The following is a 24,271-nucleotide window of genomic DNA, read 5'->3' as shown; positions in this document are numbered from 1 at the left end:
GAAGGGGGGCTGGCGCGACGAATGCGCCAGCCCCGTGTCTTGTCTCAGGCCCGGTTCAGTTGGGGAGCTTGAACACGGTCAGCTGGCCACCGAGCGCGGTGTAGTCGCTGAGAGCGGCGTAGCCGCCCACGGCGCCCAGGCCGTCGTTCGGGTTGGTCAGACCGGCCGCGAGGCCGATACCAGCCCAGCCACCGACGCCCGACAGGATGCCGATGTACTGCTCGCCGTCGCGCTCGTAGGTCATCACGTTGCCGATGATGCCCGAGGGGGTCTTGAACCTGTAGAGTTCTTCGCCCGTCTCGGCGTCGACGGCCTTCAGGTAACCTTCCAGCGTACCGTAGAAGACGACGCCGCCTGCGGTGGCCAGAGCGCCCGACCATACCGAGAACTGCTCGGGAATCGACCACTTGATCTCGCCAGCGATGTTGTCCCAGGCGATGAAATTACCCATGCCGCCATGGCTGTCCGGCGCGGGGTACATCGCCAGCGTCGCACCGACGTAGGGCTGTCCAGCGGTATAGCTGACCTGGAACGGCTCGTAGTCCATGCAGACGTGGTTCGTGGGCACGTAGAACAGCTGGGTATCCGGCGAATAGGCTGCCGGCTGCTGGTCCTTGGAGCCGAGAGCAGCCGGGCAGATGCCGGTCGAGTTCACGTCCTCGCCGTTCTGCTCGGTCGAGTACTGCGCGACCACCTGCGGTCGGCCGTACTGATCCGACGACGGATCCATCACCACTTCCGTTGCCCAGTTGACGACCGGGTCGTACTTTTCGGCCACGAGTAGTTCGCCCGTCACTCGGTCGAGCGTATAGCCGAAGCCGTTACGGTCGAAGTGGGTGAGAAGCTTGCGCTCGGTTCCGTCGATGGCCTGCTCCGACAGGATCATCTCGTTGATCCCGTCATAGTCCCACTCGTCGTGGGGCGTCATCTGGTAGAACCACTTGGCCATGCCGGTGTCGATGTCGCGTGCCATGACCGTCATGGACCAGCGGTTGTCGCCCGGACGCTGCGCCGGGTTCCAGGTCGAGGGGTTGCCGGTGCCGTAGTAGAACAGGTTCTCGTCGAGGTCGGCAGAATACCAGCCCCAGGTGGTGCCGCCGCCGATCATCCACTGATCGCCTTCCCAGGTATTCGTGCCCGAGTTCTCGCCGACCGGCTCGCCCAGATGGGTCGTCGTCGCAGGATCGACAAGGATGTCGGAGTCCGGACCCATGGAATAAGCACGCCACTCCTGCTCGCCTGTTTCCATGTTGTACGCCGTCACCGAACCGCGGACGCCGAATTCGCCGCCCGAGATGCCGGCGATGACCTTGTCCTTGATCGGCAGAACCGTCGCGGTGTTGGTCTCGCCCTTGGAGGGATCGCCGTTCACGACTTCCCACACCACTTCGCCGGTCTCGGCGTCGAGTGCGACGACCTTCGTATCGGCCTGGTGAAGGAAGATCTTGCCTTCAGCATAGGCGACACCGCGGTTGACGGTATCGCAGCACATCACCGGGATGACGTTCGGGTCCTGCTTCGGCTCGTACTTCCACTTGATCTTGCCATCGTTGGCCAGATCGAGCGCGTAGACGATGTTCGGAAACGGGGTATGAACATACATCGTGTCGCCGATCACCAGCGGCGAGCCTTCGTGACCACGAAGAACGCCCAGGTCCATGCCACCTGCAGGTCGCCGACGTTCTCCTTGTTGATCTTGTCCAGGGCCGAATAGCGCTGGTTCTTGTAGTCGCCCGTCTGGATCGCCCACTGAGCGGGGTTCTCCATCTGGGTCACAAGGTCATCGTTCGCCAAGGCGGCTGATGCCACCAGGCAAAGCGCGACCCCGGAGGTCAAAAGCGTACGCACTTTCATTCCAAGTCCTCCCAAAATACGACGCGCAGCGCCGTCGTTGCACGCCCGGTCCTCCTCGACCGGGAGCGATAATATGCCGACTGTCCCCGTGTGCGGGACGGTCGGCCCTTCTCGTCCCCGCTTAGCTTCCCTCAGCCGGGAAGGTCGCGAGATACGCGATCACGTTCGTGCGTTCCTCTTCCTTGCGGAGGCCCGCGAAAGACATCTTCGTGCCCGGAGCAAAATCCTTGGGTTTCTCGATGAACTGCGCCAGCGTCTCGGGCGTCCAGACGGTGCCATCGGCGCCGAGTGCCGTAAGTGCGTCCGAGTATGAAAAGTCCGGCTCGCTCGCGATGACGCGGCCGACGATCCCATTCAGCTCCGGACCGGTCTTGTTGGCGGCGTCGGCACCCACGGCATGGCAGGCCTGGCATTTCCTGAACACCTTTTCTCCGGCAGCGGCATCACCGGGGACGGCGTCCTGAGCGGCGGCGGCAAAGGGGAGGCAGGCGAGGGCGAGGCTGACGATCAATTTGTTACGCATTGGAAGGTTCCTTTTCGACTCATGAGAGATTCGCCGCATGAAAAGCGACGTGATCGGCAGCAAAGCTATTAACGAAAAAATAGGAATGGTCATATCCGCGCTGCATCCGGAACTCGCCCGGTTGGCGGCGCTTCGCCATCATGCCTGCCAGAGCCTCAGGCTTGAGCAAGTCGAGGAATTGATCGGATGCCCCCTGATCGACGAGAATCTCGCCCTTCCAGCCGTATTCTTCCAGAAGCAGCGTCGAGTCGTGCTCGGCCCAGACACTCTCGTCGTTCCCGAGATAGGCGCCAAGTTGCTTGCGGCCCCAGTCGGATTGCGTCGGATGCGCGATCGGCGCGAAGGCAGACAGCGAATGGTAGCTGTCGGGGTTGCGCAAGGCGATCGTGATGGCCCCGTGTCCGCCCATGGAATGACCCGTAATCCCGTGACGGTCGTTCACGGGCAGGTTCTCCTCCACTACACCGCGCAATTCCTTCACGACGTAGTCGTACATCTGATAATGCGCCGACCACGGAGCCTCGGTCGCGTTCACATAGAAACCCGCGCCCTTGCCCAGATCGTAGGCATCGTCGTCCGCGACACCCTCGCCGCGGGGCGAAGTATCGGGAAATATGACAGCGATCCCGTGATGTGCCGCGGTCTCCTGGAAACCTCCCTTGGTCATCGCGTTCTCATGCGTACAGGTCAGACCCGACAGGTACCAAAGTACCGGGACCGGACCATCCTCGGCCTGAGGCGGCAGATAGGCCCCGAACGTCATCTTCCCGCCGCATACGGCAGAGTCATGGCTGTAGACGCCTTGAACCCCGCCGAAGCTTCGATTTTCCGAGATGCGTTCCAGGTTCATCGGATCAATACACCACCACCGAGCGGATGGATTCGCCCGCATGCATGAGGTCGAATCCCTTGTTGATGTCGTCCAGCGAGAGGGTGTGGGTGATCATCGGGTCGATCTCGATCTTCCCGTCCATGTACCAGTCCACGATCTTCGGAACGTCGGTTCGCCCGCGTGCGCCTCCGAACGCAGTGCCCCGCCATGTGCGGCCGGTCACGAGCTGGAAGGGACGGGTCGAGATCTCGGCGCCGGCAGGAGCCACGCCGATGATGATGCTCTCACCCCAGCCCTTGTGAGCGCACTCAAGCGCGGTCCGCATCACCTTGACGTTTCCGGTCGCGTCGAAGGTGTAGTCCGCGCCGCCCTTGGTCAGGTTCACGAGATACGGCACGAGATCGCCCTCAACCTCGGACGGGTTGACGAAGTCGGTCATGCCGAATCGCTCGGCCATTGTCTTCTTGTCGTTGTTCAGATCGACGCCGACGATCTGGTCCGCCCCGGCAAGGCGCAGACCCTGGATGACGTTCAGGCCGATACCGCCCAGACCGAAGACGACGGCGCGCGATCCGATCTCGACCTTCGCTGTATTGATGACGGCACCGATCCCGGTCGTCACGCCGCAGCCGATGTAGCAAATCTTGTCGAAGGGCGCGTCCTCGCGGACCTTCGCCAACGCGATCTCGGGCAGCACCGTATGGTTCGAGAACGTCGAGCAACCCATGTAGTGCAGGATCGGGTCGCCATCGAGCGTCGAGAACCTCGACGTCCCGTCGGGCATCAGGCCCTGACCTTGGGTGGAGCGGATCGCCTGGCAGAGGTTCGTCTTGGGATTGAGACAGTATTCGCACTCACGGCACTCTGGCGTGTAGAGCGGAATGACATGGTCGCCCTTTTTCAGACTGGTGACGCCCTCGCCCACCTCAATGACGACGCCAGCACCCTCGTGACCGAGAATCGCCGGAAACATGCCTTCAGGATCGGCACCGGATAGCGTGAACTCGTCGGTGTGGCAGATGCCGGTCGCCTTGATCTCGACAAGAACCTCTCCGGCTCTCGGGCCATCGAGGTTGACCTCCATGATCTCGAGCGGCTTTCCAGCCTGTACAGCCACGGCGGCACGCGTTCTCATCGGTCTCCTCCCATATCGTCGCCCCCCTGTGTCCGGGGTTTCTTAGAATATAAGAAGCAGCTCACACCCTGAACAATTGATACGATGGTGTGTATTGGCGCTGCCGATCAGGACCGAAAGGGTGCAAGGGCGCATATCGAAAAGGAGGGAACCATGAAGCGGAACACGGCTCTTCTGACGGTCGCGATTGCGGGCCTCCTCAACCTTTTCGCCATGACAGCCGATGCTGCGGACTATGCCGATCCCACCTGGCCCTGCATCCAGCGCAAGGTCGAGACGCTTTCGCCTGCCCTGATGTGGTCGCATCCCCTGCCCGAAACCCCTGCCAGCAAAGAAGAGAGTGCCGCGGTTGACCTGATGGCTGAACGACTGACGCTGCGACGGAGCGACCTCGAAAGCCTACGGCCCGAGGTTCAGGCTTTTGCCGAAAGATATAGCGGAGACCCCGAGGTCATGGGCCGGGTGTTCCAGCGGGCGTTCAAGGGTCTCGACACGCGCCGCACGAGAATCATCAAGGGAATCGCCGATTTCTCGCTTAGCCAGATTGCTCTGGCCAAAAGTATCGAAAACACGCGAAGCGAGATGGACACGCAGATGGCCGCAGACGAGCCAGATTTCGACCGTGTCGACGAGTTGGAGGAGAAGCTGGATTGGGATCAGCTAATCTATAGCGACCGTCAGAAATCGATTACCTACCTCTGCGAGACACCACAGCTTATCGAGCGCCGCCTGTTCGGCATCGCACAGCTTCTGGCGGAGCACGTCGTCGACTAGCCTACTCCCATTCCAGTTCGGTCCAGGCGACGGTGGCATTGCGCGGGTTGTATGCGTCGAAGAGGCTCCATCTCGTCGCTTCGTCGGCCGCGATGGTTTGAATGGCGTCTCCAATCCGGTCGCCTCGTTCGATAGCGTCACGGGTGTCCGACTCCAGCACCGACAGATACCTTTCCAGGTTTGCGGCACCTTCCGGCCAGTCCAAACTCGCCGCACCGTGGCCGGGAACGACGACCTCAAGCTCACGAAACGTCAGGTCCGTCAGCACACCTTTCCAACCTTTCAGACTGCCATCAAGGGAGGGCGTATGCTCGTCGAAGAGAAGATCGCCCAGGAACATCACGCCGGTCGCGCGGTCGAAAACAGTCATATCGGTGCCTGTGTGCGCGACCGGCCAAGGTTCAACGATAAGGGTCCGGTCACCAAGGTCTATCTCGGTAGGATCCGCTATGGTGACGGAGACTTTCGGGATGGCGCTTCCTGCGAATGAAGAGCCCACCAGCCTCTCGAAACTCGTCACGTAGGTCGAAGCCCGGTCCGCGAGCGCGCGCGGCAAATCGGCATGGCCCACGACCTCGGCCCCCGCTTCGGTGAAGACGCTGGCCCCGAAGATGTGGTCAGGATGCATATGTGTAAGGAGGACATGCGAGACGGGCAGATCTGTCTCGGCCCGAACGGCGCGCCACAGCCCTTCCCCCGCGAGGCGCGAGCCGCCAGCGTCGATGACGGCAACGCTGTCGCGCCCCACGACGAAGCCGGAGTTCGAGACATCGCCGTCGTTTCCCGGCGATGGTTCCTCGATGAGCCCCACATGGACAAAGACGCCGGGCGCGACCTCGAGGATCGAAAGCGTCGGTCCGGAGGGCACGCAGCGCGGTGACCCGTCAGCACCCCCGGGGATCGAAGGCGTCCGGGCCTGAAGTGCCGCGTCGCATCCCTCGAGGGTGGCGGCCTCATATCCAGGAAGCAGGCGGTCCGCACACTCCGCGTTGGCAAGCCCGAGACACAGCGTCACGACGGCTTCAAACATGTCCCGACCCTCCGACCAAACCTCACGGAAGCGTGCGCCCACCTGCGACTGAGGTCCAGATATACCTCCGGCGCGGGTTGTGGCATGATCCACGCCGTGCATCGCTGCGGGAGGACACCGTTATGCGCCTGAGAACAATGTCGATGGCTGCCGCCGTGCTGCTTGTTTCAAGCGGCGCGTTTGCCGAGACCGCCGTTCAGAATCCGCTGACGGACAGCCCGACCTGGGAGGACCTGCGGTTCGATGTCGTAGGCGATGCCGACCTGTCCGAGGGAAGCGACATCCTGTCCGTCGAAGCGCCTTCGCGCGCTGCCGACGCGGCCACGGTCCCGGTCGTGCTAACCCAGACGGACCCCGATGTCCGCATCACGGCTGCAACCGTCGTTGTTGACGAAAACCCCGCGCCGGTCGCCGGTGTATTCACCTTCGGCGACGGCATGGGAGAGCTGTCGTTCGAGATGCGTCTGCGAGTAAACCAGTATTCCAACGTCCGCGTGATCACCGAGACTGAAGACGGCCTTTCGATGACGGGCCGGTTCGTCAAGGCTTCGGGCGGATGTTCTGCGCCGGCGTCGCGCGATCCGGAAAGCGTCCTCGCATCCATGGGCGAGATGAAGCTCCGGCTCTTTGGCGCAATGGACGCGCCACTTCAGTCGAACGTGCTGCGCGAAGCTCAGATCATGGTCCGCCACCCGAACTACTCAGGCCTTCAGCGCGACCAGATCACCCAGTTGTTCATACCGGCGCACTTCATCGACCACCTCGAAGTCTGGCAGGGCGACGACATGCTCTGGGCCATGGATGGCGGTATTTCGATCTCCGAGAACCCCGTCTTCAGGTTCGCGTACATCGACAACGGGTCCGAGGCGTTGACGGTGAAGGCGACGGACACTGCGGGCAACTCGTTCGAACAGGTCCTGGCGAAGGGTCCCGCCACCTGACGTCACGGCGTCAGAAGCAGACGAGTTCCGACTCGGCCTGGGCACGCCGCAGGTCGGCCACGAGGTGCTCTGCATCCGGAGAGCTATTGAACACCGCCATGCGCTCACCCCCGACACGGCGCATCGACAGGACGGTCTCGGCCTCCACGTACTTGTCATAGGGCAGGATCGACGCGATTTCGTCTATCGAGCAGGAGCAGCGTTCCAGCATCTCTCGCGTCTGTCCGTTCTTCGCCATGCAAGCGAAAACATAGTCGGCGCGCGTGGAGGTCGGGTAGTCGTTCAGTCGCGCGGCCTCGTCTTGTGCAGCAGCGGCGAACGGCAGGACCGCCAGGAGGATCGCAAGGCGTCTCACTCTACCACCCCGTCGAAGGTCAATGTCGAGTGGTAGATGGGCGCCTCGTCCCCCGGCACGGATGCCTCGAGACCCAGATACCATCCCGGAACCTCGTCGGACATCGTCACGCTGAGCGTCAGGTCGCCGAAACCCTGCATCCGCTCGCGATTGGGGTCGTTCTCGAAAGGCCTGAGCGTGATCCGGGTCGTCTCGATCTCGCGGCCCTCGAAGGTTTCGCGTCCCTTTTCGATCTCGGCTGGCTGGGTCAGCGCATCCTTCACGCGATTGCGGATGTAGAGAGGACTTCCACCAGCCGCCTCGGCCATATCGCGCACAGTCGTCTCGTAGAAGTACATGATGATCGGATTGCCGACGCTCGCGGGGAAGGTTCCAAGGCCGCGCTCCTTGCCATCCTGGTGCAGGGAAAGTGCGACCGCCGCAGGTTCGGTCTTTAGAAAGGCAAGCTGAATATCACCCGTGTCGCGATCCTCGGCCTCTGGCACAAGTTCGCTTGTCACCTCGCGGCGATACTCCAGACCGCTGTCTCGGTCCACAGCGTCAAGAGTTCCATTCCTGAATAGCAGGTCATAGCTTTCCTCGGCCCCGATGGTTTCCGCACCAAGCGGAAGGGCAAAGGCCGCGACGCCAAGGATCGCGGCGAAAACGGTGGTCTTCATTCTGCGGCTCCTCTTTCCGGAGTCCGATCCTTGGTCAGCGGGCCAGCCGAGTCATCGCCGACCTTCGTATGCATCGATGCCTTTGCCTCGGCGGCAGTCGACGCAAGCCTGACCTTCCAGTCCATGAGCTGCCGCAAGCGCGAGAGCTTGATCGGCTTCGTCATCACGGACACGTCGTCGGGAATTGCGGCCTCGAGAACCGCCTCGCTTCGGTCGGCGGTGATGATGATGGCGGGCACATGGGTCCGCGTCACCTCACGGACCGCGGCGATGACCTGAACGCCCGTCTGCCCGTTGTCCAACTGGTAGTCGGCAAGGATGATGTCAGGCGGCATTCCCATGTCTTCGATGAAACGCAGAGACTCGTCGCGGTCTCGGGCGGCAAAGACGCTGGCGCCCATCTGCTCCAGCCATTTTGTCGTGGCGAAAAGGACATCCTCGTCGTTTTCGACCACCAGCACGATCTGGTCGAAGGCAACGTCCTCGGGAGCGGGCAGCCGCGCCAAAGGCTCGCCCGGAACGGCCTCGCCATCTGCGCGGTCGAGCGTGATCGAGAAGATCGAGCCGACGCCCGGCTTGGATCTGACGGAAAGCTGGTGCCCCAGAAGCCGACAGGCTCGGTCGACCACTGACAACCCCAGCCCCATGCCGGACCCAAGCGGCACGCCACCCGCTCGCGTGAACTCTTCGAAGATGCGCTTCTGGTCCCCAAGCGCTACGCCGATGCCGGTGTCCCAGACCTGCACCTCGACCTTCTCGCCGCGTCGTCTGCAACCGACCAGCACACGGCCGCCCGGTTCGGTGTACTGGATAGCGTTGACGACCAGGTTTTGGATCGACCGCAGAAGGTACACTGGGTCCGAACGCACCACCGCGTTGCAGGACACGACGTCGAACCGCACGTTCTTCTGCTCGGCGAGAAGGGCCTGGTCGCCGTGGATGCCGGCGAGAAGCGCGCCCAGGCTGACGTTCGCGACCGAAACGGCATTCGCATCGGCGCTTTCAAGGCGAGAGATGTCGAGAAGCGAGCGCAGAAGTTGCTCGGCCGATCCGAAGGCCCCGAAAAGCCGCTCCACCAGAGGATAGTAGGCGGTGTCACGCGTGCTTTCCTTGAGCGTCGAGATCAGAAGCTGCGCGGCGTTGATCGGTTGAAGAAGGTCGTGGCTCGCCGCGGCGAGAAACCTCGTCTTCGACGAGATGGCGGCCTCCGCGCGATCGCGCGCGACACGCAGTTCGTCCTCCACCCGCGCCTTTTCGCGGTATTCGCGGCTGAGCCTCTCGTTGGCTTGGAGCAACTCGGCCGTCCGCTCGCGGACCCTTTTTTCCAGCATCTCAGCGGTCCGGACGGACAAGGTGACATCCGAGACTTCGATGATGTAGCCCCCGTCGGGCAGCCGGTTCGCGTGAATGTCGAGGACCTTTTCCTCGGCCTGGCGAAGCCGCAGTTTCAAGACCCCCTCGGCCCGAAGCGTACTCCACCACAGGCTTGGGCGCGGCGCCTCGCCGCCGTCGACGCTGTGGTTCCGCTCCAGAAGCTCGACCAGATGTGCAGCATCGACACCGGGTGCAACGTCTTCGGGCGGCAGGTTGAGAAGGTCGCAAAAACGTGTGTTCACCAGAAGTATGCGCCCGGACTTTGACAGGGTGCAGGCACCCGCGCCTATGTTATCGAACACGGCGCGCAGGTAATCTTCCTGAAGGTCGATCAGGGTTTCCTTCTCCACCCGGTTCTGCCGGACGAGCTTGGTTATCTCGGTCACGAGCAGGACGATGCTGCCCCTGGGCGTGTTCTGCACGTTCAACTGGAACCAGCGGTCGTCCCTAAGCTCGATGACCAGCGCAAGCGCTTCCTTCTTGCGACGCAGGCGGGTGCCGATCTCGTGAAGGCTGCGGTCAGACGAGACGAAGGCCTCGCTTTCCGCGATAAGCGCAAAGAAGCGGTCGGTGCCGAGGTTAGGTACGAAATCGGCGGCGCGATCGGGAAGAAGTTGCGACAGGAATTCGTTCGTCACATGCAGCCGGTCGTCCATGAAGAGGGCGAACCCCTCTGCCATGGACGACAGAGCCTCGACCAGACCCTGGCGTGTACGCTCGCGATCGAAGCGGACGCTGGCAAGCTCGGTCTCGGCCCGCTTCAGATCTCGGGTCTGCGCCTCGATCCTCTCTTGAAGCTCGATGGCGGACTGGAATGCGCGGAAGGCGGCCGGACCGATGTCATTATGGCGGTCGGCGCGGCGGATCAGCGCGTCGATGATTTTCTCCTGGCGCTCAAGACGAAGCTCGATCGGTTCGGCGGGGTCGACGAGACCGTTCACGGAGTAGGCTCCCTGGACTGGGCCTCAAAGAAGGCGACGCCCACGAAGGTCTGGTTCATGTGGACGCCGGACTGTTGCTCGCCGTAGGTGTTGAAGCCGAAAACCCGACGCTTGCGAAGGATCTGGGAGACGTTGCGGTGAAGCTGCTTCTGTTCGATCTCGAGCTTGCGGAGGGCGCAGTCGAACCCAAGCACGAAATCTGGCACGTGGCCTCCCGCGTTCTGGATGTCGAGGCCCGCATCGAGTGTCTCGATGATCTCCCGCCCCCGGCCAAGTGTCAGGATTAGTCCGTCGTCGATGGCAGCAAGGAAAGACATCGCGTGATTGTCCGATACCTCTCGTACGGCGCGGACGTAGAACTTCTGGTTGTGCCGCAGAAGCATCGGGTTCTCGGCGAAGACTTCGGGCGACAACTGTGTGACGGGACAACCGACCAGCCGCGCGTATTCCAGCGCCGCCGGAGCTCCATTGATCTCGTAGACAAGCCTCTCGTCCGGGTCAGCGCGGGTAATGACGATCTGGCGCCCCATCGGCAGAAAGTGGTCGAAGCCGATCCCCTGGAATTCGAGGTTGGTCTCGACGAGGACGAGAACGGCGGCATTTGAGTGTGCGCGGCCGTCGTGCAGGACGAACGACCTCTCGAACCGGAAACCGTCGCCAGCCGAGCCGCCGAAGATCGGGACGCCTTTGAGCACCGCGTCGAGGGTCGAGATCAGCAGGTCTTCCTGCTTGCTCAATCCGTCGCAGAACACGAGGCCAAGTCGCTTCCACCCCATCCTGTGCCGGAACTTGTCGTCCAGCCGCTGTGCCTGGGCCGCGACCTGGGGCGCTTCGAGAGGGGCAAGGTCGTCGATCAGGGCGGAGGCGCATCGGAAGTTGGCCTTGGGAAAAGCCAGGAGGAGGAGGGCGTGATCCTCGTATCCTTCTCCGGTGATCTGGCCTGCGGTGGTGCAGCCATAGACGGGCGGGCCGGGCAGGCGCGCGGAAAGGGCCTGCGCCGTCTCGTCCACGTCGAGGTGCGAGGGAAGAAACGCAAGCACGAAACAGACCTCGGACACATCGAAGGCCGAGACCGCTTCGTCGACGGCCGCCACCGGATTAGGTTCGTCCGAGCGTCCGATCCAGAGAAAGCGTGGAGCTTCGAGCGTTACGGCGTCATCCACCCCCGGCTCCGTCAGTTCTTCAGGAAGGCCTGGATTTCCGGTTCGCCGCCCCCAGACCGGGCAGCAAGCTGTTCGACCAGGACCGCCGCCTGCGTCCGGTTGCGGACTCCGAGTCGACGCAGAAGGGCTGTGATGTGTGCCTTTACCGTGGCTTCGGCCAAGGACAGTTCGTAGGCAATCTGCTTGTTCGGATTGCCCGTACATATGAGCTTCAGGATTCGCTTCTGCTGCGGCGTGAGTTGTGCAAGCTGGGGGTTCACGCCGAAGACAGAGCAAAGCTCGTCACCCTGTTCCGGCTCCTCGTCCTTCGCGTCTCGGTACTCAGGCGGGACATAGCGCCTGCCGGCAGCAATTTCGGAAATGGCGTGCCTGAGTGTCTTGGCAGAGCTTTCCTTGGGCAGAAAGCCCATGGCCCCGCGATCGAGAAGCGACCGGACCAGTTCGGGCGAGGCCAGCGACGAGATCACGAGGATGCGGGCCCTCGAAAGCCGGACCGTCAGTTCCTCGAAGCTCGAAATGCCGGAAACGTCGGGGAGCTTGAGATCGAGAAGGATGAGGTCGGGCTCGATCCCCTCGTCCAGAAGCGCCAAAGTCTCAAGCAGGCTGCCCGCCCGGTGAATTTGGCAATTTTCGAAGATATGCGTCAGCGTCGCCGCAAGCGCGTCACTGTAAAGCGGATGGTCGTCGACGATCATCACGCTCGACATGGACACCGTCGATGACAGGTCTGCCGACATGTACATAATGATTCTCCCTGACCACAAGCTAGCGGAACAGTCCCCCGTTTCCACAACTTATGTGGCCGCTCTGCCGCAGGGTCAGGCGCCTATTCGCTCCCTACCGAAATGAAGCTACGGGAAAATTGGGCGAGATCGGGTGGCGCACCGGCGGGATCGAACAGGGTGCGGTCGAGCGACGCGATGAGATCCTGGCGAGCCGGCGATGGTCCGTCGCGCTCGATCATGCGGGCCGCCATCCGCCGCGCGGCACGGCCGTCGCCCTTGCGCGCGGCTTTCACCAGACCCTGGGCCAATGGGTCAATCCGGGGCACGCGCCAGAGAACCTCGTTCGCCGTGACCGTCCGGCCTCTCAGGCCGACGGAAATCCCCCCGAGAAAGATCGGGGCTGCGGCACTGGCGACAGGCCAACCGGGCAGCCGTACCTCTTGAACCCGTGCGGCGGCGGGCGGCGGATCTGACGGCACTTTCACCCCATAAGCGATCCGCTGCGGTGAGATGACGGCTACCAGCGACTGTCGCGTCTCAGTGTCGAAATAGGGGAATGTGATTGGCTCGACGATCGTCGAGACGTCGTTCGTGGGCCGGATCGTCCAGCGCCAGAAGGCATAGCTGACGGGTCCTTCGGGGGGTAAGTTCGGCCAGCCGCTGCTCGGGGTGCGGGAAGATCATCGCGGAGGGCGACCTCAGTTCGGGCATCGGCGGGATCATCTCGGGCGTGACTCCAAGCGCCTCGACCCGGATCACCCGCAGGACGGCCTCGCCTGGCGCCAATTGGTCGGGTGCGTTCGACCACTGGTCGCTCACGATCAGCCGCTTGACGGGGAACCACACGCCCTCAACCTCGGGCGCCGGCTTCACTTCGATATCGATAGGTTGCGACAGGACGGCGTGTTCAAACCAGTCGTCGCCTTCGTCGGTGAGGGTAAGGTCGTGCGTGAACGCTCCGACCGTCAGGGGTCCGGCCCGTTCGGGAAAGAGCGCCATACGCCGGGTGAAGACCTTCACCTTCTGCCCCCTGATCCGCGCTTCCGTCCACATGTCCTGGCCAAGCTGCGACCAGCTGAACCCCTCGAGCTCCGGTTGCTTGAGCGACTCCCGCGTGATGTGGCGGCGGTAGGTGCCCTTGATGGTGACGAGAACCATCTCTCCCACCAGCCGCTCGGCGGCGTCCTCGATTTCGATGGTCAGGGACAGGTCTTCAGGAAGCACTTCGCGGGTCTGGGCGACGGCAAGCGCCGGAAGGACAAGGCACAAAAGGACCAACAGGCGCATCATCGGTCTGCCTCCCCAGGAGATACGCCCGCCGCCAGTCGTCGCTTGTGCTCCTGAAGGATCCGGGCCGAGAGATAGGCGCCGGGAACGTCGGCCAGCTGAGACAGCCAGCGGTCGTTCGCCACCATGAACTTGTCGTCGAAGACGCGCCGCACGCCAGCTTCGCCCCGGCTTTCCAGCGCGGCCAGGCCAAGCATGGTGTTCGCGTTCGTCACATCGCTTCCCGTGCCCGATGCCCGTCCGCTGCCTTCTCCCACGCTTGCCTCGGTGGTCACCCCTTCCTTGGGCCGGGCGAAGAGGGCCAGCGTCTCGGCGTCGATGCCCAGACTGGCGTAGAAGGCGGATACCACGTCGAAGTTCGCCTGTGCCGTCGGATCGCCCCGCGCGATGGCCACGTCGAGCGCTTCGAGCGCGGCTGCATAGTCTCCCGCGCGTGCAAGTGCCGTCCCCTGGTCGAAGTGCATGTCCGCGTCCTCGAATGCTTCGGCCGATCCCTCGAAGTCGCCGGAACGATAAAGCGCGACGCCTTTCCAGCCGGGCTCATCGAACGCCATGGCGGAAAGGCGCGGCATGTCGAGCGCGAGGAGAATTCGCCCGAAAGGTGCGAGACCTCCCGAAAGAAGTGCCGCAGCTAGGGCGGCCAAGGCGAGGAGCGCGAGAGACCTCATGGACCCGATCTCGTCAGAAGCAAGGCCAGCGGCACCAGCGCCAGAAAGACGAAGACCCGTCCGAGATCCCGCCAGAAGAGAAGCGGCATATCCTGCCGTTCAAGCCTGGTCCGAGCGTCGGCTTCAAGAAATTCTCCGAAAGCCTCGAGGTCGCGCGGCGCGAAAACCATGCCCTGGCCGAGGGCAGCATGAGCCTCCATCTCGGGTCCCGGCTCCGACGCCGCCACGACCGACAGCCGCGCACCGGTTGCGGTGATGGCTTCGGTGGCGCGAAGAGAGTCCGGCCCGAGACCCGTGCCGTCGGTCAGAAGAATGACGTCGCCCGCAAGAATGTCGGCCTCGCGCAACATCTCAGCCGCCAGGTCGAGAGCGCGGTCGGGCCGGGTGCCAGCGTCGGGGACGGTCTCTGCGCCGATGAGGGACAGGGTCTGACCAAGTTGAAGATGGTCCTGCGTCATGTCCGTGGCGACGTAGGCGTCTCCAGCATAGACGATGATCCCCCCGGGACGGGACTGCAACGCCCCGATCCCGTACCGGCCGGTGAACAGAAGATCCTGCCACGATGACGTCTTCACGAGGTCCGGTGACGCATCGACGACGAACAGAACGCCGTCCAGATTTCGGAACGACAGCGTGTCGCGCCGTTGGACCGCAGGGCCAGCAAGGGCGATCACGACAGCCGCTGCCGCGCAGAGGAGAAGGAGCAAGGGCCGGCGCGTACCGCCCGGATCAACCCATCCGAAACGAGCCATTGCCGACAGCAAATCGCGGTCAGCGACTCTCACCCAGTCGCCGAGGGCGCCCTGCTTGCGCCAGAAATGCCATCCGGACAGCGCAAGCGGAACAAAGGCAAGAAGCCAAAGCGGTCGGAGGAGCGTGAGATCGGGCAGGCTCATGCCGACTGCCTCCAACCGAATAGCAGCATCAGGATCAGGGCGCCGCCCGCGGGCCACGGCCAGTGCTCGCGGAAGACCTCGGCGGAGAGGCCGTCGCTGTCCGTCGCCTCTAGCTCGTCGAGCGCCGTTGCGACCGCTTCGAGATCGTCCGTCGTGCGCACCCGAAAGCTCTCTCCACCCGAGATGCGGGAGATGCTGGACAGCGTTCTGGCATCGACGACTCCGAGCTCGCCTTCGTCGGCGGTGTCGAGGTCCTTCGGTCCAAGCGCAATCGTGTGGACTCTGATTCCCTTACGGGCAGCCAGTTCGGCAACTCCGCGGGGATTGGTGGCGCCGGCGTTGTTCACCCCGTCCGACAGCAGGATGACGACCCGCGTCGCCGCCTCGCTGTTCGACATGCGCTTCAGAGCGAGACCGAGCCCATCGGAGATATTTGTGGCGCGACCCGAGATCCCGATCACCGCCTCTTCGATCCGCCGCGCGACCGCTTCGACGTCGAAGGTAAAAGGCGAGGCGTAATAGGCTTCAGAGCCGAAGACGATCAATGCGATGCGGTCGCCGCCTCGTCCACGCACGAACGACGCGCCGACCTTCTTGACCGCGTCGAGGCGAGTGATCGCGGTTCCGTCCAGGAAGAAGTCGTCGCGCACCATAGACCCTGACAGGTCGACGACCAGCGCGAGATCGCGGCCCGACACGCGAAGGGCCGAGACCGGCTCGACTTCGCGCGGATTCGCAATCGCCAGGACGAGAAGCACCCAAATCGCCGTCAAGAGCCCCACCCGAAGCGGAAGTCTGCCCTGCCCAGTGACCGAGCGTCCTTCTGCCGCGACCAGCGCATGTCCAATGCGGTCGGGCAGGATCAGTGCGCGACCGGCCGGGGACGTGGTCTGCGCCAGGCGCGACAGAATGAAGGGCAAAGGCAGCGCTAGAAGAAACCATGGGTCGGCAAAGTGCAGCGTCTCAAACATGACGCGCCGCCTCGCGTTCGATCTCCTCCAGCGTGACCGCCCCTGGCCGGTAGAGACGTGCGCGAAGCCTAGAGAAGATATCGGGCGCAAATCGCTTGAGCCGATGGAGCAGGGCCACTCGGCGATCCGCGTCGGTCAAGCCGTTCGCAAGAGGAAGTGGATCCTCCGAAAGGCCCCTCGACCGGCGGACCGTGAAGAGACGAAGCAGACCCAGGACGAGGATCGCGGCGACACAGGCGATCGCTCCCGCAGCGGCCACGTCGGCAAATGCACCGCCGGCAGCCGAGGCCGGAAGGCGTATGTCGTGAAGGCTCGCCAGCATCGCGGCCTCGCTCATCGCGCCGTCTGTCGCTGCGTCTTCGCTCATGCCGCCCTGCCCGCCGCGTGGCGCAGACCAAGCCGCATGGCAGTCTTCGAGGGCGGATCGGCAGCGTCGACCACCAGCGCCGGACGTCCCGCGACCGTCACCCTTTCAGAATGCGCGGTCCCTTCGCCAGTGGCCCGGATGCGGACGCGTCGGCCGTCCGACAAGCGAACGGGATAGCGGCCCGCAGGCAGCTGTCCCGCCATCGCTGCTGTCACGAGGAACAGCGATACGTCCCGTCGTCGCGCAAGGTCCCCAAGGCGGTCCGCGAGACCCGCTCCCTCGATGTCGAAGCCTGAGGCGATGAACAGACCCGAGCCAGTGCCAGCCAGCCTTTCAGCCCGCAGGAGTTCTCGGTCGAGAGGAGGATCCGCCCGGGTCTCACCCGAGAGGATCGCGTCCAGAGCCTCTCCATGGGCGCTGACGAGGCCGGCGATGACGTCGAGCATCCCGCGAACCCGAGGGCGCGCGGGGACGATCACCGGTCCTACCGGCGTCAGGGCAAGCAGCCCGACGCGCCCGCCGGTTTCCACGACGCTCCATCCGATCAGGGCCAGTGTCTCGGCGGCGGCGACGGACCGGAAGGCGCGCGTAATGCCCCAGAACATCGACGCCCCGAAGTCGGCGACAAGCCAGGCGATGTGGTCGCGCTCTTCCTGGAACAGACGGACGTGGGGCCGACCGGTGCGCGCCGTGGCGCCTCGGTCAAGGTGGCGCAGATCGTCGCCGGGCGCGTAGTCGCGAAGGTCGGCGACCTCGAGCCCGGCACCCTTGTGGCGGGTCGCGATGCCGCCCGGCAGCGGCGACAGAACGGGCGCATCCGAAGCCCGAAGCGCCAGGCGGCGCAGAGCGATAAGGGCTTCTGGCCGCAGCGTTGCGCCCGGCGGAAGCCCGTCGCGGGTCATAGGGGTTCGACCGCGTCCAGGATGCCGCCCACGACCTCGCGCGCCGTGCGGCCCTCGGCGACCGCACGCCAGTTCAACACGATGCGATGCGCCAGCGCATCGCGCGCAAGGTCGGCCACGTCCTCGGGGAGTGCATAGTCGCGACCGGCCAGCCACGCCCGCGCCCGGGACGCAGCTGCAAGCGCCAGACTTCCGCGTGGAGAGGCCGCATGTCCTACATCGCCCGCAAGCGCGCCATCGCGCGTGGCGACGACCAGCCTCACGATGTAGTCCCTCAACTCGGGCGCCAGGTGAACGCGGCGGACCTCGTTGCGCGCCGCGGTCAGCTTGTCCAGAGAGATCGGCGCTGGCGGGTGCGCACCGTCGAGGGTCTCGGCTTCGACAAGGTCGAGGATGCGCCGCTCGGTCTCGAGGTCCGGCAGGTCGAGGACGACGTGCAGGAGAAATCGGTCCAGTTGCGCTTCGGGCAGCGGAAACGTCCCGTCGTGCTCGATCGAATTCTGGGTCGCCACCACCAGGAAGGGGTCTGGCAGCTTGCGGGTCTCGCCTCCCGACGTGACCTGCCCCTCGGCCATGGCCTCGAGAAGCGCGGACTGCACTTTGGGCGGCGCACGGTTTATCTCGTCGACATGCACGAGGTTGTGGAAGACCGGACCGGGTACGAAATCGAAAGTCCCCGACTGCGCGCGCCAGACGGGTGTGCCGGTCAGGTCTGCCGGCATCAGGTCGGGCGTGCACTGGATGCGGGCGTTCGTTCCCGACACGGCATCTGCCAGTGCCCTGACAGCGCGCGTCTTCGCAAGTCCGGGGGCACCTTCGACCAACATGTGCCCGCCAGTCAGAAGCGCGATCAGCATCCGTTCGACCAGCCTGTCATGCCCGATCAGCCGAGCGGCCAGCAAAGCCTGAAGGTCGCGTACCCCTGCGGCGGAAGCGTCGGTGACTGCGTTCATGAAAATTCCGGTTGCGTGGTCATTTCAGGGTAGTTCCGCCGCCCAAGTACGCAAGGACGGCCTGCGCCGGTCGTCGCGGGCGCAGGCCGTCGCACACCCTGCGACGCGGCCGGAGAGGGTCGGCAAAAGGTCCGGATAATGCGACAGGGTCGGGAGTGTACCCGCCGCATTCCTCCCATGCCGCTGCCCCTAGTCCTCCCCGCCGAAGCCGGGAGGACGCAGGGTGCGGGACGACACGCGGGCGCGCCGCGGCGCGCCGGCGTGATCGGGTCCGGTGATGTCCGGATCGTCAGGCGCCTGCCGGCCAGGCGAATTCTGGACGCAGGCCACTGTAGACCGGACGTCCGTCGTCTGGCTTGGGATAGCCCTTCGTTTCATCCCAGAAGGCGTGATAGCTCGCCGGCCCCGGCGCGGGGTCGTAGTTCATCACGTTCGGGACCGCGACGCGGATCCTCTTCTGCTTGTCGTCCAGCATCAGAACGGCGTTGCAGTCCTTGCAGAGACAGATTTCCAGAGGGCCGTTCGGGTTCTCGGCGTTGAACGGGACCCGGTTCATGTTGCCCTCGCTGGATGCCTTGAGGTCGCCGTAGTTGAAGAAAACTACGTGCGTCGTATGCTGCTTCGTCACCGACTTGCAGACGTTGCAGTGGCATTCATGGTTGTCGATCGGCTCGGCGTCCGAGTACACTTCCACGTGCTCGCAGCCGCCCTGATATTTGTGGTTCGACATTGCTTCTCCTCCCTTTTTTAAAGGTTCGCAGAGTGCATCCCTGCAAACGATTCCGGTCAATAGGTACGAAAGTGTGTGTTGTGGGGCGCTTGCATCGAAAGGTCCCCAAGGCCACAGTCTCAGCAGGAAACAAGGGGGTCTGACGGCATGATCGGGGGAGGTTCCGTCGCATGGAATTCGGCCTGACGGTCCGGGACCTGAGTTTCCGATACGGTCGCAAGCTCGCGTTGGACAGCGTGTCGTTCGACGTTCCCCGCGGCAGCTTCACAGCGTTGCTCGGACCGAACGGTGCGGGTAAATCGACGCTCGTGGCCCTGCTGACCCGGCTCCTTGTCTCTCGAGAAGGTTCGATTGTCGTTGCCGGTCATGACCTTGCCAGGGCGCCGCGACGCTCTCTTGCCGCGCTCGGCGTGGTGTTCCAGCAGCCGACGCTCGACCTCGATCTGACGGTCCGGCAGAACCTGTTCTACTTCGCCGCTCTCCACGGTCTGTCGAGGCGCGACGCCTCTGTACGGATCGACAGGTCACTCGATCGGCTTGGTATGCGCGAGAGGGCGGGCGAAAAGGTTCGCGCGCTCAACGGAGGGCACAGGCGGCGCATGGAGCTTGCCCGCGCCCTTCTCCATGAGCCCAGCGTCCTCATGCTGGACGAGCCGACCGTGGGTCTGGACGCGGCGGCCCGGCGAGCGATCACCGGTCACGTCCACGACCTTGCGGACCAAGGCGTCTCGGTTCTCTGGACGACGCATCTCACCGACGAGGTTGAGGACAGCGACCAGCTTCTCGTGCTTCACAAGGGCCGCATCGTCGCCAGCGGCCAGACGGGTGAAGTGCGCGGCGGCCAGGATCTTCAGGACTGGTTCCTGGCCCGGACCGAGGAGGCCGCATGACGGGGTATATGCGCGTAGCTCAGGCGGTAATCTCGCGCGAGTTCCTGCGCTTCATCCACCAGCGCGAGAGGTTTCTTGCGGCCCTCGTCCGTCCCCTCGTCTGGCTTCTTGTGTTTGCCGCAGGTTTTCGTGCCGCGCTTGGCCTGTCGATCATGCCTCCCTACGAGACGTACATCACCTACGAGACCTACGTCGTGCCGGGCCTCTGTGCGATGGTGCTGCTCTTCAATGGAATGCAGAGCTCGCTGAGCCTCGTCTATGACCGGGAGACGGGATCGATGCGCATCTTGCTGACAAGCCCATTTCCCAGATGGTGGCTTCTGATGACGCGCTTGTTCGGGGCGACGATCATCTCGGTCATACAGGTCTATGCCTTTCTCGCCATCGCCGCGATGTTCGGCATCGACATGCCGCCACTCGGCTATGTCGCGGTCCTGCCCGGCCTCGTCCTGGGAGGGATGATGCTGGGGTCGCTCGGGCTGGTTCTGTCCAGCGTGATCCGCCAGCTCGAGAACTTCGCGGGGGTGATGAACTTCGTCATCTTCCCGATGTTCTTCCTGTCATCGGCGCTTTACCCGCTCTGGAAGATGGCGGAAAGCTCCCCGCTTCTGAAGGAGATCTGCGCGTTGAACCCCTTTACCCACGCGGTCGAGCTCATCCGCTTCCTGCTCTACCTGAAGATGGACTGGTTGGCGCTGGCGGTGGTCGTGGGCAGCACGGTCGTGCTGTCGGCCCTTGCGGTCTGGGCTTATGACCCGTCACGCGGGCTGATGTTCAGGAAAGTCTGAGTGGACGTCTCAGGTCTCGCGCTCCTCGAAGTTCAGAGGCTGGCACTTCCAGCTTCGAATGCGGAAATTCGGGTGAGTTTCGACCCATTTGGCAAGCTCGGGCTGAGCGGCGAAAACGCAGGTCTGGGTCGAGATGTCCTGATAAAGCAGGCTTTGCTCTTGGCACTCGGTTGTGGACCCGGCCAGGCAGACGACGAAGAGAAGTTCGATCATATCGGTTCATTAGGTCTCGTGGCGTGGAACCTCCCTGAAAGACAGGGTAGTCCAAAAGTCCGAACATTTCCCTTCGGCGAATTAGCTCTGACGTCTGGAAAATCGACCTGACGCCGAAAAAGCACAGGAAAGTGGCACTTCGGACCCATGATGAGCGCCTAGTATGCGACAGTTTTCGCTCAAGACACGGCTGGCGGCGGGCGCGGTTTCACTTGGAGCCGCAACTCTTCTGACTGCCCTGATCCTCTGGCTGGGGATGGAGGCGGTTGCCCTGCGACTAGACAAGGCTCTCGCCACCGAAGCGCGGATGGACAGCTATGCCTCGCTTTCGACCCAAGCCGCGGGTTTCCTTGTTGTCGCGACCGAGGCCGTCCACAGGGGCCAGCCGCCCGCAACGCGTCAGGACAGGGTGGAGTCCGCTGCGCAGCCCCTACGGCGAACCTTCAGCATGTTGCGCACCGACGTCGAAAGCGCGGTCGAGGATGCGCGCGACCTGGGTCTCGACGAGCAATCCCGCTTCGGCACCCAATCTCTCGGCATTGCCCGGATGGAGGCGCTTCTCGACAACACCCTGCGCGCCCTCGCCGCCGACACCTCGGACACCGCCGCCCTTCAAGCCAGCATCGACATCTTCGCCTCGGGCTTCGATCCCCTCCTCAGCCAGGCCGTGAATACCGAGCTTCTGTTTCGTGCAGGCGTCCTGTCGAGCATCGAGACGCTGCGGGAACGTCTTCGTCTGGCGGCCCTGTCCATCGCGACTCTCACGCTTTTCGCCGTGGCACTGTTCTATTTCGGACTGATCCGGCCCCAGTTCTCGCGCCTCGATCGGCTGCGCGAGGCGGCCCGGAAAATCGGCGGAGAGGACTTCGGCGTCACGCTTCCCGAAGGCGAGACGGACGAGATCGGCCGGATCTACGCCGAGACGAACCGCATGGCCTCCGCCCTCGCGGTCCGTCAAGAGACCGTGGAAGCGGAATGGGAGCGGCTGAACGAGACTATCGCCGAACGAACCGACGCTTTGCGAAGCGCCAACGCGACGCTGGCCGAGATCGACGCGAACCGGCGACGCTTCTTCGCGGACGTAAGCCACGAGCTTCGCACGCCGCTGACCGTGATCCTGATGGAGGCGGAGATCGGCGCGCAGCGGGGCGGTGAGGCGGGCGCGGCCTTCGGAACCATCCAGTCCCGCGCCGCGCGCCTGACCCGGCGGATCGAGGATCTGCTGCGTGTCGCGCGATCCGAAAGCGGTCAGCTTCAACTGGACGCCGGTCCTGTCTCCCTGCCCGCACTCGTCGCGGATGTGAGGGCCGAAATTATCGCCGAGATCGACAATGCGGGCATGGTCCTTGCCATCGAGGAGCCGCCCGGTATCGACCTCGTCGTGGACGGCAACTGGATCCGCCAGGTTCTCGTAAGCCTTGTCCGCAATTCCATCCGCCACGCGCGCGACGGAAGAGCGGTCCGCCTGCGGTTCGCAACCGAGCCCGCCGCGATGGGGATCGAGGTCATCGACAACGGTCCTGGCATCTCGCCTGGAGATCGCGCGCGCGTCTTTGAGCGCTTCGCCCAAGGCGAGGCGAATGCGGCGCAGGGGTTCGGGTTGGGACTTGCCTCGCGAGGTGGGTTGTCGAGGCGCACGGCGGCACCATCGAGGTAGAAAGCCCGGTCGCGCAGGGCGAGGCTCTTGGGGCCGCAGCGGGCACCAAGATCGCCCTTCGCCTGCCCCGGGCAGACCGCTAGGGTGCCGCAATGACGACACGGCTTCTGGTCGTCGACGATGACCCCGAGATCACGTCGGCCGTCCTGCGCGGCCTGGCGCTACACGGCTTCGATGGCGAGACCGCGAACCGGGCCGACGTCGCGCTGGACCGGCTCGAGAACGGTAATTTCGCGGCTGCCATCGTGGACGTCATGCTCGGTGCCGACAGCGGGCTGGACCTCGTGCGTGAAGCTCGTCGGCGGGGGGTCGCAATGCCCATCCTCATGCTTTCGGCCCTGGCCGACGTCGAGGACCGCGCGGCGGGACTTGAGGCAGGGGCAAACGACTATGTCGTCAAGCCTTTCAGCTTCGACGAGCTGGCCGCGCGGCTCAGGGTTCAGGAACTGCGCATCCACCGTGACGAGCCCGTTCCCTGCGTCATCGAGATCGAGAGCCGCCGGCTTCTCTGCGGCTCGGGCGACATCGACCTGACAGAGAGGGAGACAAGCCTTCTCGCTTTCCTCGCCCGTCATGCCGGATCGCCCGTGCCGCGCGGCGACATCTTCGACGCGCTCTGGTCCGGCGGGTCGACCAGCGAGAACGTGGTCGACGTCTACATCGGTTACCTACGCAAGAAGCTCGCCCCGCACGACACGGGGTTCCGCATCGAGACCCTGCGCAACCAGGGTTTCGTTCTGGATGGAACGGCGCCGCGAATCGACGGTGAAGCCGACCCCAGCGTCAGTCGCGAAGAAGCTCGTTGATGGACGTCTTGGACCGCGTCTTCTCATCAACGCGCTTGACGATGACCGCGCAATAGAGGTTCACGCCGTTCTTCGACGGCATCGAACCCGACACGACGACCGAACCCGAGGGGACCTCGCCATACATGACCTCACCCGTCTCGCGGTCGACGATCTTGGTCGATTGTCCGATGAAGACACCCATGCCGAGGACCGAACCCTCACGAACGATGACGCCTTCCACGACCTCGGACCTTGCGCCGATAAAGCAGTTGTCCTCGATGATCGTCGGGCCGGCCTGCATGGGTTCGAGAACGCCGCCGATGCCGACGCCCCCCGAGAGATGGACGTTCCTCCCGATCTGCGCGCAGGAGCCGACCGTGGCCCAGGTATCGACCATCGTGCCGGTGTCGACGTAGGCGCCAAGGTTCACGAAAGACGGCATCAGCACGACGCCCGGCGCGATGTAGGCCGAGCGGCGGACGATGCAGTTCGGAACGGCGCGGAAACCGGCGGCCTTCCACTGGTTGTCACCCCAGTCCTTCCATTTCGAGTCGACCTTGTCCCACCAGGCGCCGCCTTGGGGGCTGCCGGGCTGCATCTCCATGTCTTTCAGGCGAAAGCCCAGGAGCACCGCCTTCTTGGCCCACTGGTTAACGCGCCACGCCCCGTCCGCCTGCCGTTCAGCCACCCGAAGCGTGCCAGCGTCGAGCGCGGACAGCGTCTCCTCGATCGCGTCGCGGGTCTCGCCCCGGGTTGCGGGTGTAATCCCGTCGCGGGCGTCCCACGCGGCTTCAATGGCGGTTTCCAGCGCGGCGTTCGACATGGTCCGTCCTTCCCTTCGATCGGTCCGCGGGG

26 protein-coding genes and 1 pseudogene are annotated in these 24,271 nt (G+C 63.9%); 6 read left to right on the top strand and 21 right to left on the bottom strand.

Annotated elements, in window-relative coordinates; translation table 11 throughout:
• Positions 1-55 precede the first annotated feature (55 nt).
• From C8D95_RS17495 to C8D95_RS17480, 4 genes and pseudogenes are all read right to left on the bottom strand, one after another.
• Positions 56-1,854, bottom strand: a pseudogene (locus tag C8D95_RS17495) (methanol/ethanol family PQQ-dependent dehydrogenase).
• A 121-nt stretch (positions 1,855-1,975) separates the two neighbouring features.
• Positions 1,976-2,377, bottom strand: a complete 402-nt coding sequence (locus C8D95_RS17490; protein ID WP_109760487.1) for a c-type cytochrome — start codon at positions 2,375-2,377, stop codon at positions 1,976-1,978.
• Between the two features lie 19 nt (positions 2,378-2,396).
• A complete protein-coding gene (gene fghA, locus C8D95_RS17485) occupies positions 2,397-3,221 on the bottom strand; it encodes an S-formylglutathione hydrolase (protein ID WP_109760506.1) in 825 nt (274 codons plus the stop codon).
• Positions 3,222-3,231: 10 nt separating this feature from the next.
• The gene (locus C8D95_RS17480; protein ID WP_109760486.1) at positions 3,232-4,344 is read right to left on the bottom strand and encodes an S-(hydroxymethyl)glutathione dehydrogenase/class III alcohol dehydrogenase; all 1,113 of its coding nucleotides are present in this window, start codon (positions 4,342-4,344) and stop codon (positions 3,232-3,234) included.
• Positions 4,345-4,497: 153 nt separating this feature from the next.
• On the opposite strand from C8D95_RS17480, the gene C8D95_RS17475 reads away from it, so the two are divergent.
• Complete coding sequence (locus tag C8D95_RS17475) at positions 4,498-5,118, top strand: hypothetical protein (RefSeq protein WP_241239744.1); 621 nt, start codon at positions 4,498-4,500, stop codon at positions 5,116-5,118.
• A gap of 1 nt (position 5,119) precedes the next feature.
• Here C8D95_RS17475 and C8D95_RS17470 read toward each other — a convergent pair whose 3' ends face one another.
• A complete protein-coding gene (locus C8D95_RS17470; protein ID WP_109760485.1) occupies positions 5,120-6,148 on the bottom strand; it encodes a quinoprotein relay system zinc metallohydrolase 2 in 1,029 nt (342 codons plus the stop codon).
• Positions 6,149-6,270: 122 nt separating this feature from the next.
• Here C8D95_RS17470 and C8D95_RS17465 point away from each other — a divergent pair, with 122 nt between their 5' ends.
• Entirely contained in the window at positions 6,271-7,089 is an 819-nt protein-coding gene (locus C8D95_RS17465; protein WP_109760484.1) for a quinoprotein dehydrogenase-associated SoxYZ-like carrier, read from the top strand.
• 10 nt (positions 7,090-7,099) lie between these two features.
• Here C8D95_RS17465 and C8D95_RS17460 read toward each other — a convergent pair whose 3' ends face one another.
• The 14 genes from C8D95_RS17460 to C8D95_RS17395 form a co-directional block, all read right to left on the bottom strand.
• Positions 7,100-7,444: a hypothetical protein gene (locus C8D95_RS17460; protein WP_109760483.1), complete on the bottom strand. Its 345-nt coding sequence runs from the start codon at positions 7,442-7,444 to the stop codon at positions 7,100-7,102.
• Entirely contained in the window at positions 7,441-8,103 is a 663-nt protein-coding gene (locus C8D95_RS17455) for a hypothetical protein (RefSeq protein WP_109760482.1), read from the bottom strand. The genes C8D95_RS17460 and C8D95_RS17455 overlap by 4 nt, the downstream gene beginning before the upstream one ends.
• Positions 8,100-10,418, bottom strand: a complete 2,319-nt coding sequence (locus tag C8D95_RS17450) for a hybrid sensor histidine kinase/response regulator (protein WP_241239745.1) — start codon at positions 10,416-10,418, stop codon at positions 8,100-8,102. The genes C8D95_RS17455 and C8D95_RS17450 overlap by 4 nt, the downstream gene beginning before the upstream one ends.
• Positions 10,415-11,581: an FIST N-terminal domain-containing protein gene (locus C8D95_RS17445; protein ID WP_241239746.1), complete on the bottom strand. Its 1,167-nt coding sequence runs from the start codon at positions 11,579-11,581 to the stop codon at positions 10,415-10,417. The genes C8D95_RS17450 and C8D95_RS17445 overlap by 4 nt, the downstream gene beginning before the upstream one ends.
• A gap of 11 nt (positions 11,582-11,592) precedes the next feature.
• Positions 11,593-12,324, bottom strand: coding sequence for a LuxR C-terminal-related transcriptional regulator (locus C8D95_RS17440; RefSeq protein WP_109760481.1), 732 nt, complete (start codon positions 12,322-12,324; stop codon positions 11,593-11,595).
• Positions 12,325-12,407: 83 nt separating this feature from the next.
• Positions 12,408-12,614, bottom strand: coding sequence for a hypothetical protein (locus C8D95_RS17435; protein ID WP_109760480.1), 207 nt, complete (start codon positions 12,612-12,614; stop codon positions 12,408-12,410).
• A 229-nt stretch (positions 12,615-12,843) separates the two neighbouring features.
• Positions 12,844-13,596, bottom strand: a complete 753-nt coding sequence (locus C8D95_RS17430) for a BatD family protein (protein WP_109760479.1) — start codon at positions 13,594-13,596, stop codon at positions 12,844-12,846.
• Complete coding sequence (locus C8D95_RS17425; protein ID WP_109760478.1) at positions 13,593-14,261, bottom strand: tetratricopeptide repeat protein; 669 nt, start codon at positions 14,259-14,261, stop codon at positions 13,593-13,595. The genes C8D95_RS17430 and C8D95_RS17425 overlap by 4 nt, the downstream gene beginning before the upstream one ends.
• Complete coding sequence (locus tag C8D95_RS17420) at positions 14,258-15,157, bottom strand: vWA domain-containing protein (protein ID WP_109760477.1); 900 nt, start codon at positions 15,155-15,157, stop codon at positions 14,258-14,260. The genes C8D95_RS17425 and C8D95_RS17420 overlap by 4 nt, the downstream gene beginning before the upstream one ends.
• Entirely contained in the window at positions 15,154-16,128 is a 975-nt protein-coding gene (locus C8D95_RS17415) for a VWA domain-containing protein (protein WP_109760476.1), read from the bottom strand. Before C8D95_RS17415 ends, C8D95_RS17420 begins: the two co-directional genes overlap by 4 nt.
• Positions 16,121-16,495 (bottom strand): hypothetical protein, encoded by a 375-nt coding sequence (locus C8D95_RS17410; protein ID WP_109760475.1) that lies wholly within the window; start codon positions 16,493-16,495, stop codon positions 16,121-16,123. The genes C8D95_RS17415 and C8D95_RS17410 overlap by 8 nt, the downstream gene beginning before the upstream one ends.
• Positions 16,492-17,397: a DUF58 domain-containing protein gene (locus C8D95_RS17405; RefSeq protein ID WP_109760474.1), complete on the bottom strand. Its 906-nt coding sequence runs from the start codon at positions 17,395-17,397 to the stop codon at positions 16,492-16,494. The genes C8D95_RS17410 and C8D95_RS17405 overlap by 4 nt, the downstream gene beginning before the upstream one ends.
• Positions 17,394-18,350, bottom strand: coding sequence for an AAA family ATPase (locus tag C8D95_RS17400; protein ID WP_109760473.1), 957 nt, complete (start codon positions 18,348-18,350; stop codon positions 17,394-17,396). Before C8D95_RS17400 ends, C8D95_RS17405 begins: the two co-directional genes overlap by 4 nt.
• Positions 18,351-18,639: 289 nt before the next feature.
• The gene (locus C8D95_RS17395; RefSeq protein ID WP_109760472.1) at positions 18,640-19,080 is read right to left on the bottom strand and encodes a GFA family protein; all 441 of its coding nucleotides are present in this window, start codon (positions 19,078-19,080) and stop codon (positions 18,640-18,642) included.
• Between the two features lie 170 nt (positions 19,081-19,250).
• Here C8D95_RS17395 and C8D95_RS17390 point away from each other — a divergent pair, with 170 nt between their 5' ends.
• Positions 19,251-19,970 carry an ABC transporter ATP-binding protein gene (locus C8D95_RS17390; RefSeq protein ID WP_109760471.1) on the top strand — a complete coding sequence of 240 codons (720 nt, stop codon included), beginning with the start codon at positions 19,251-19,253 and terminating at the stop codon, positions 19,968-19,970.
• Entirely contained in the window at positions 19,967-20,758 is a 792-nt protein-coding gene (locus C8D95_RS17385; RefSeq protein ID WP_109760470.1) for an ABC transporter permease, read from the top strand. The genes C8D95_RS17390 and C8D95_RS17385 overlap by 4 nt, the downstream gene beginning before the upstream one ends.
• Before the next feature lie 9 nt (positions 20,759-20,767).
• On the opposite strand, the gene C8D95_RS17380 is transcribed toward C8D95_RS17385, so the two are convergent.
• Positions 20,768-20,971: a hypothetical protein gene (locus C8D95_RS17380; RefSeq protein WP_109760469.1), complete on the bottom strand. Its 204-nt coding sequence runs from the start codon at positions 20,969-20,971 to the stop codon at positions 20,768-20,770.
• 163 nt (positions 20,972-21,134) lie between these two features.
• Here C8D95_RS17380 and C8D95_RS17375 point away from each other — a divergent pair, with 163 nt between their 5' ends.
• Both C8D95_RS17375 and C8D95_RS17370 read left to right on the top strand, forming a co-directional pair.
• On the top strand, positions 21,135-22,628 hold the full coding sequence (locus C8D95_RS17375; RefSeq protein ID WP_241239747.1) for a sensor histidine kinase: 1,494 nt from the start codon (positions 21,135-21,137) through the stop codon (positions 22,626-22,628).
• A 92-nt stretch (positions 22,629-22,720) separates the two neighbouring features.
• Positions 22,721-23,434, top strand: coding sequence for a response regulator transcription factor (locus tag C8D95_RS17370; RefSeq protein ID WP_109760468.1), 714 nt, complete (start codon positions 22,721-22,723; stop codon positions 23,432-23,434).
• On the opposite strand, the gene dapD is transcribed toward C8D95_RS17370, so the two are convergent.
• On the bottom strand, positions 23,412-24,239 hold the full coding sequence (gene dapD, locus C8D95_RS17365) for a 2,3,4,5-tetrahydropyridine-2,6-dicarboxylate N-succinyltransferase (RefSeq protein WP_109760467.1): 828 nt from the start codon (positions 24,237-24,239) through the stop codon (positions 23,412-23,414). The two genes, C8D95_RS17370 and dapD, sit on opposite strands and share 23 nt — an antisense overlap.
• Positions 24,240-24,271 lie beyond the last annotated feature (32 nt).

It is taken from the genome of Silicimonas algicola (assembly GCF_003148765.1).
Classification (GTDB): domain Bacteria; phylum Pseudomonadota; class Alphaproteobacteria; order Rhodobacterales; family Rhodobacteraceae; genus Silicimonas; species Silicimonas algicola.
The sequence above is the reverse complement of the archived record's forward strand: the minus strand, read 5'-3'. Positions and strand labels throughout refer to the sequence as shown.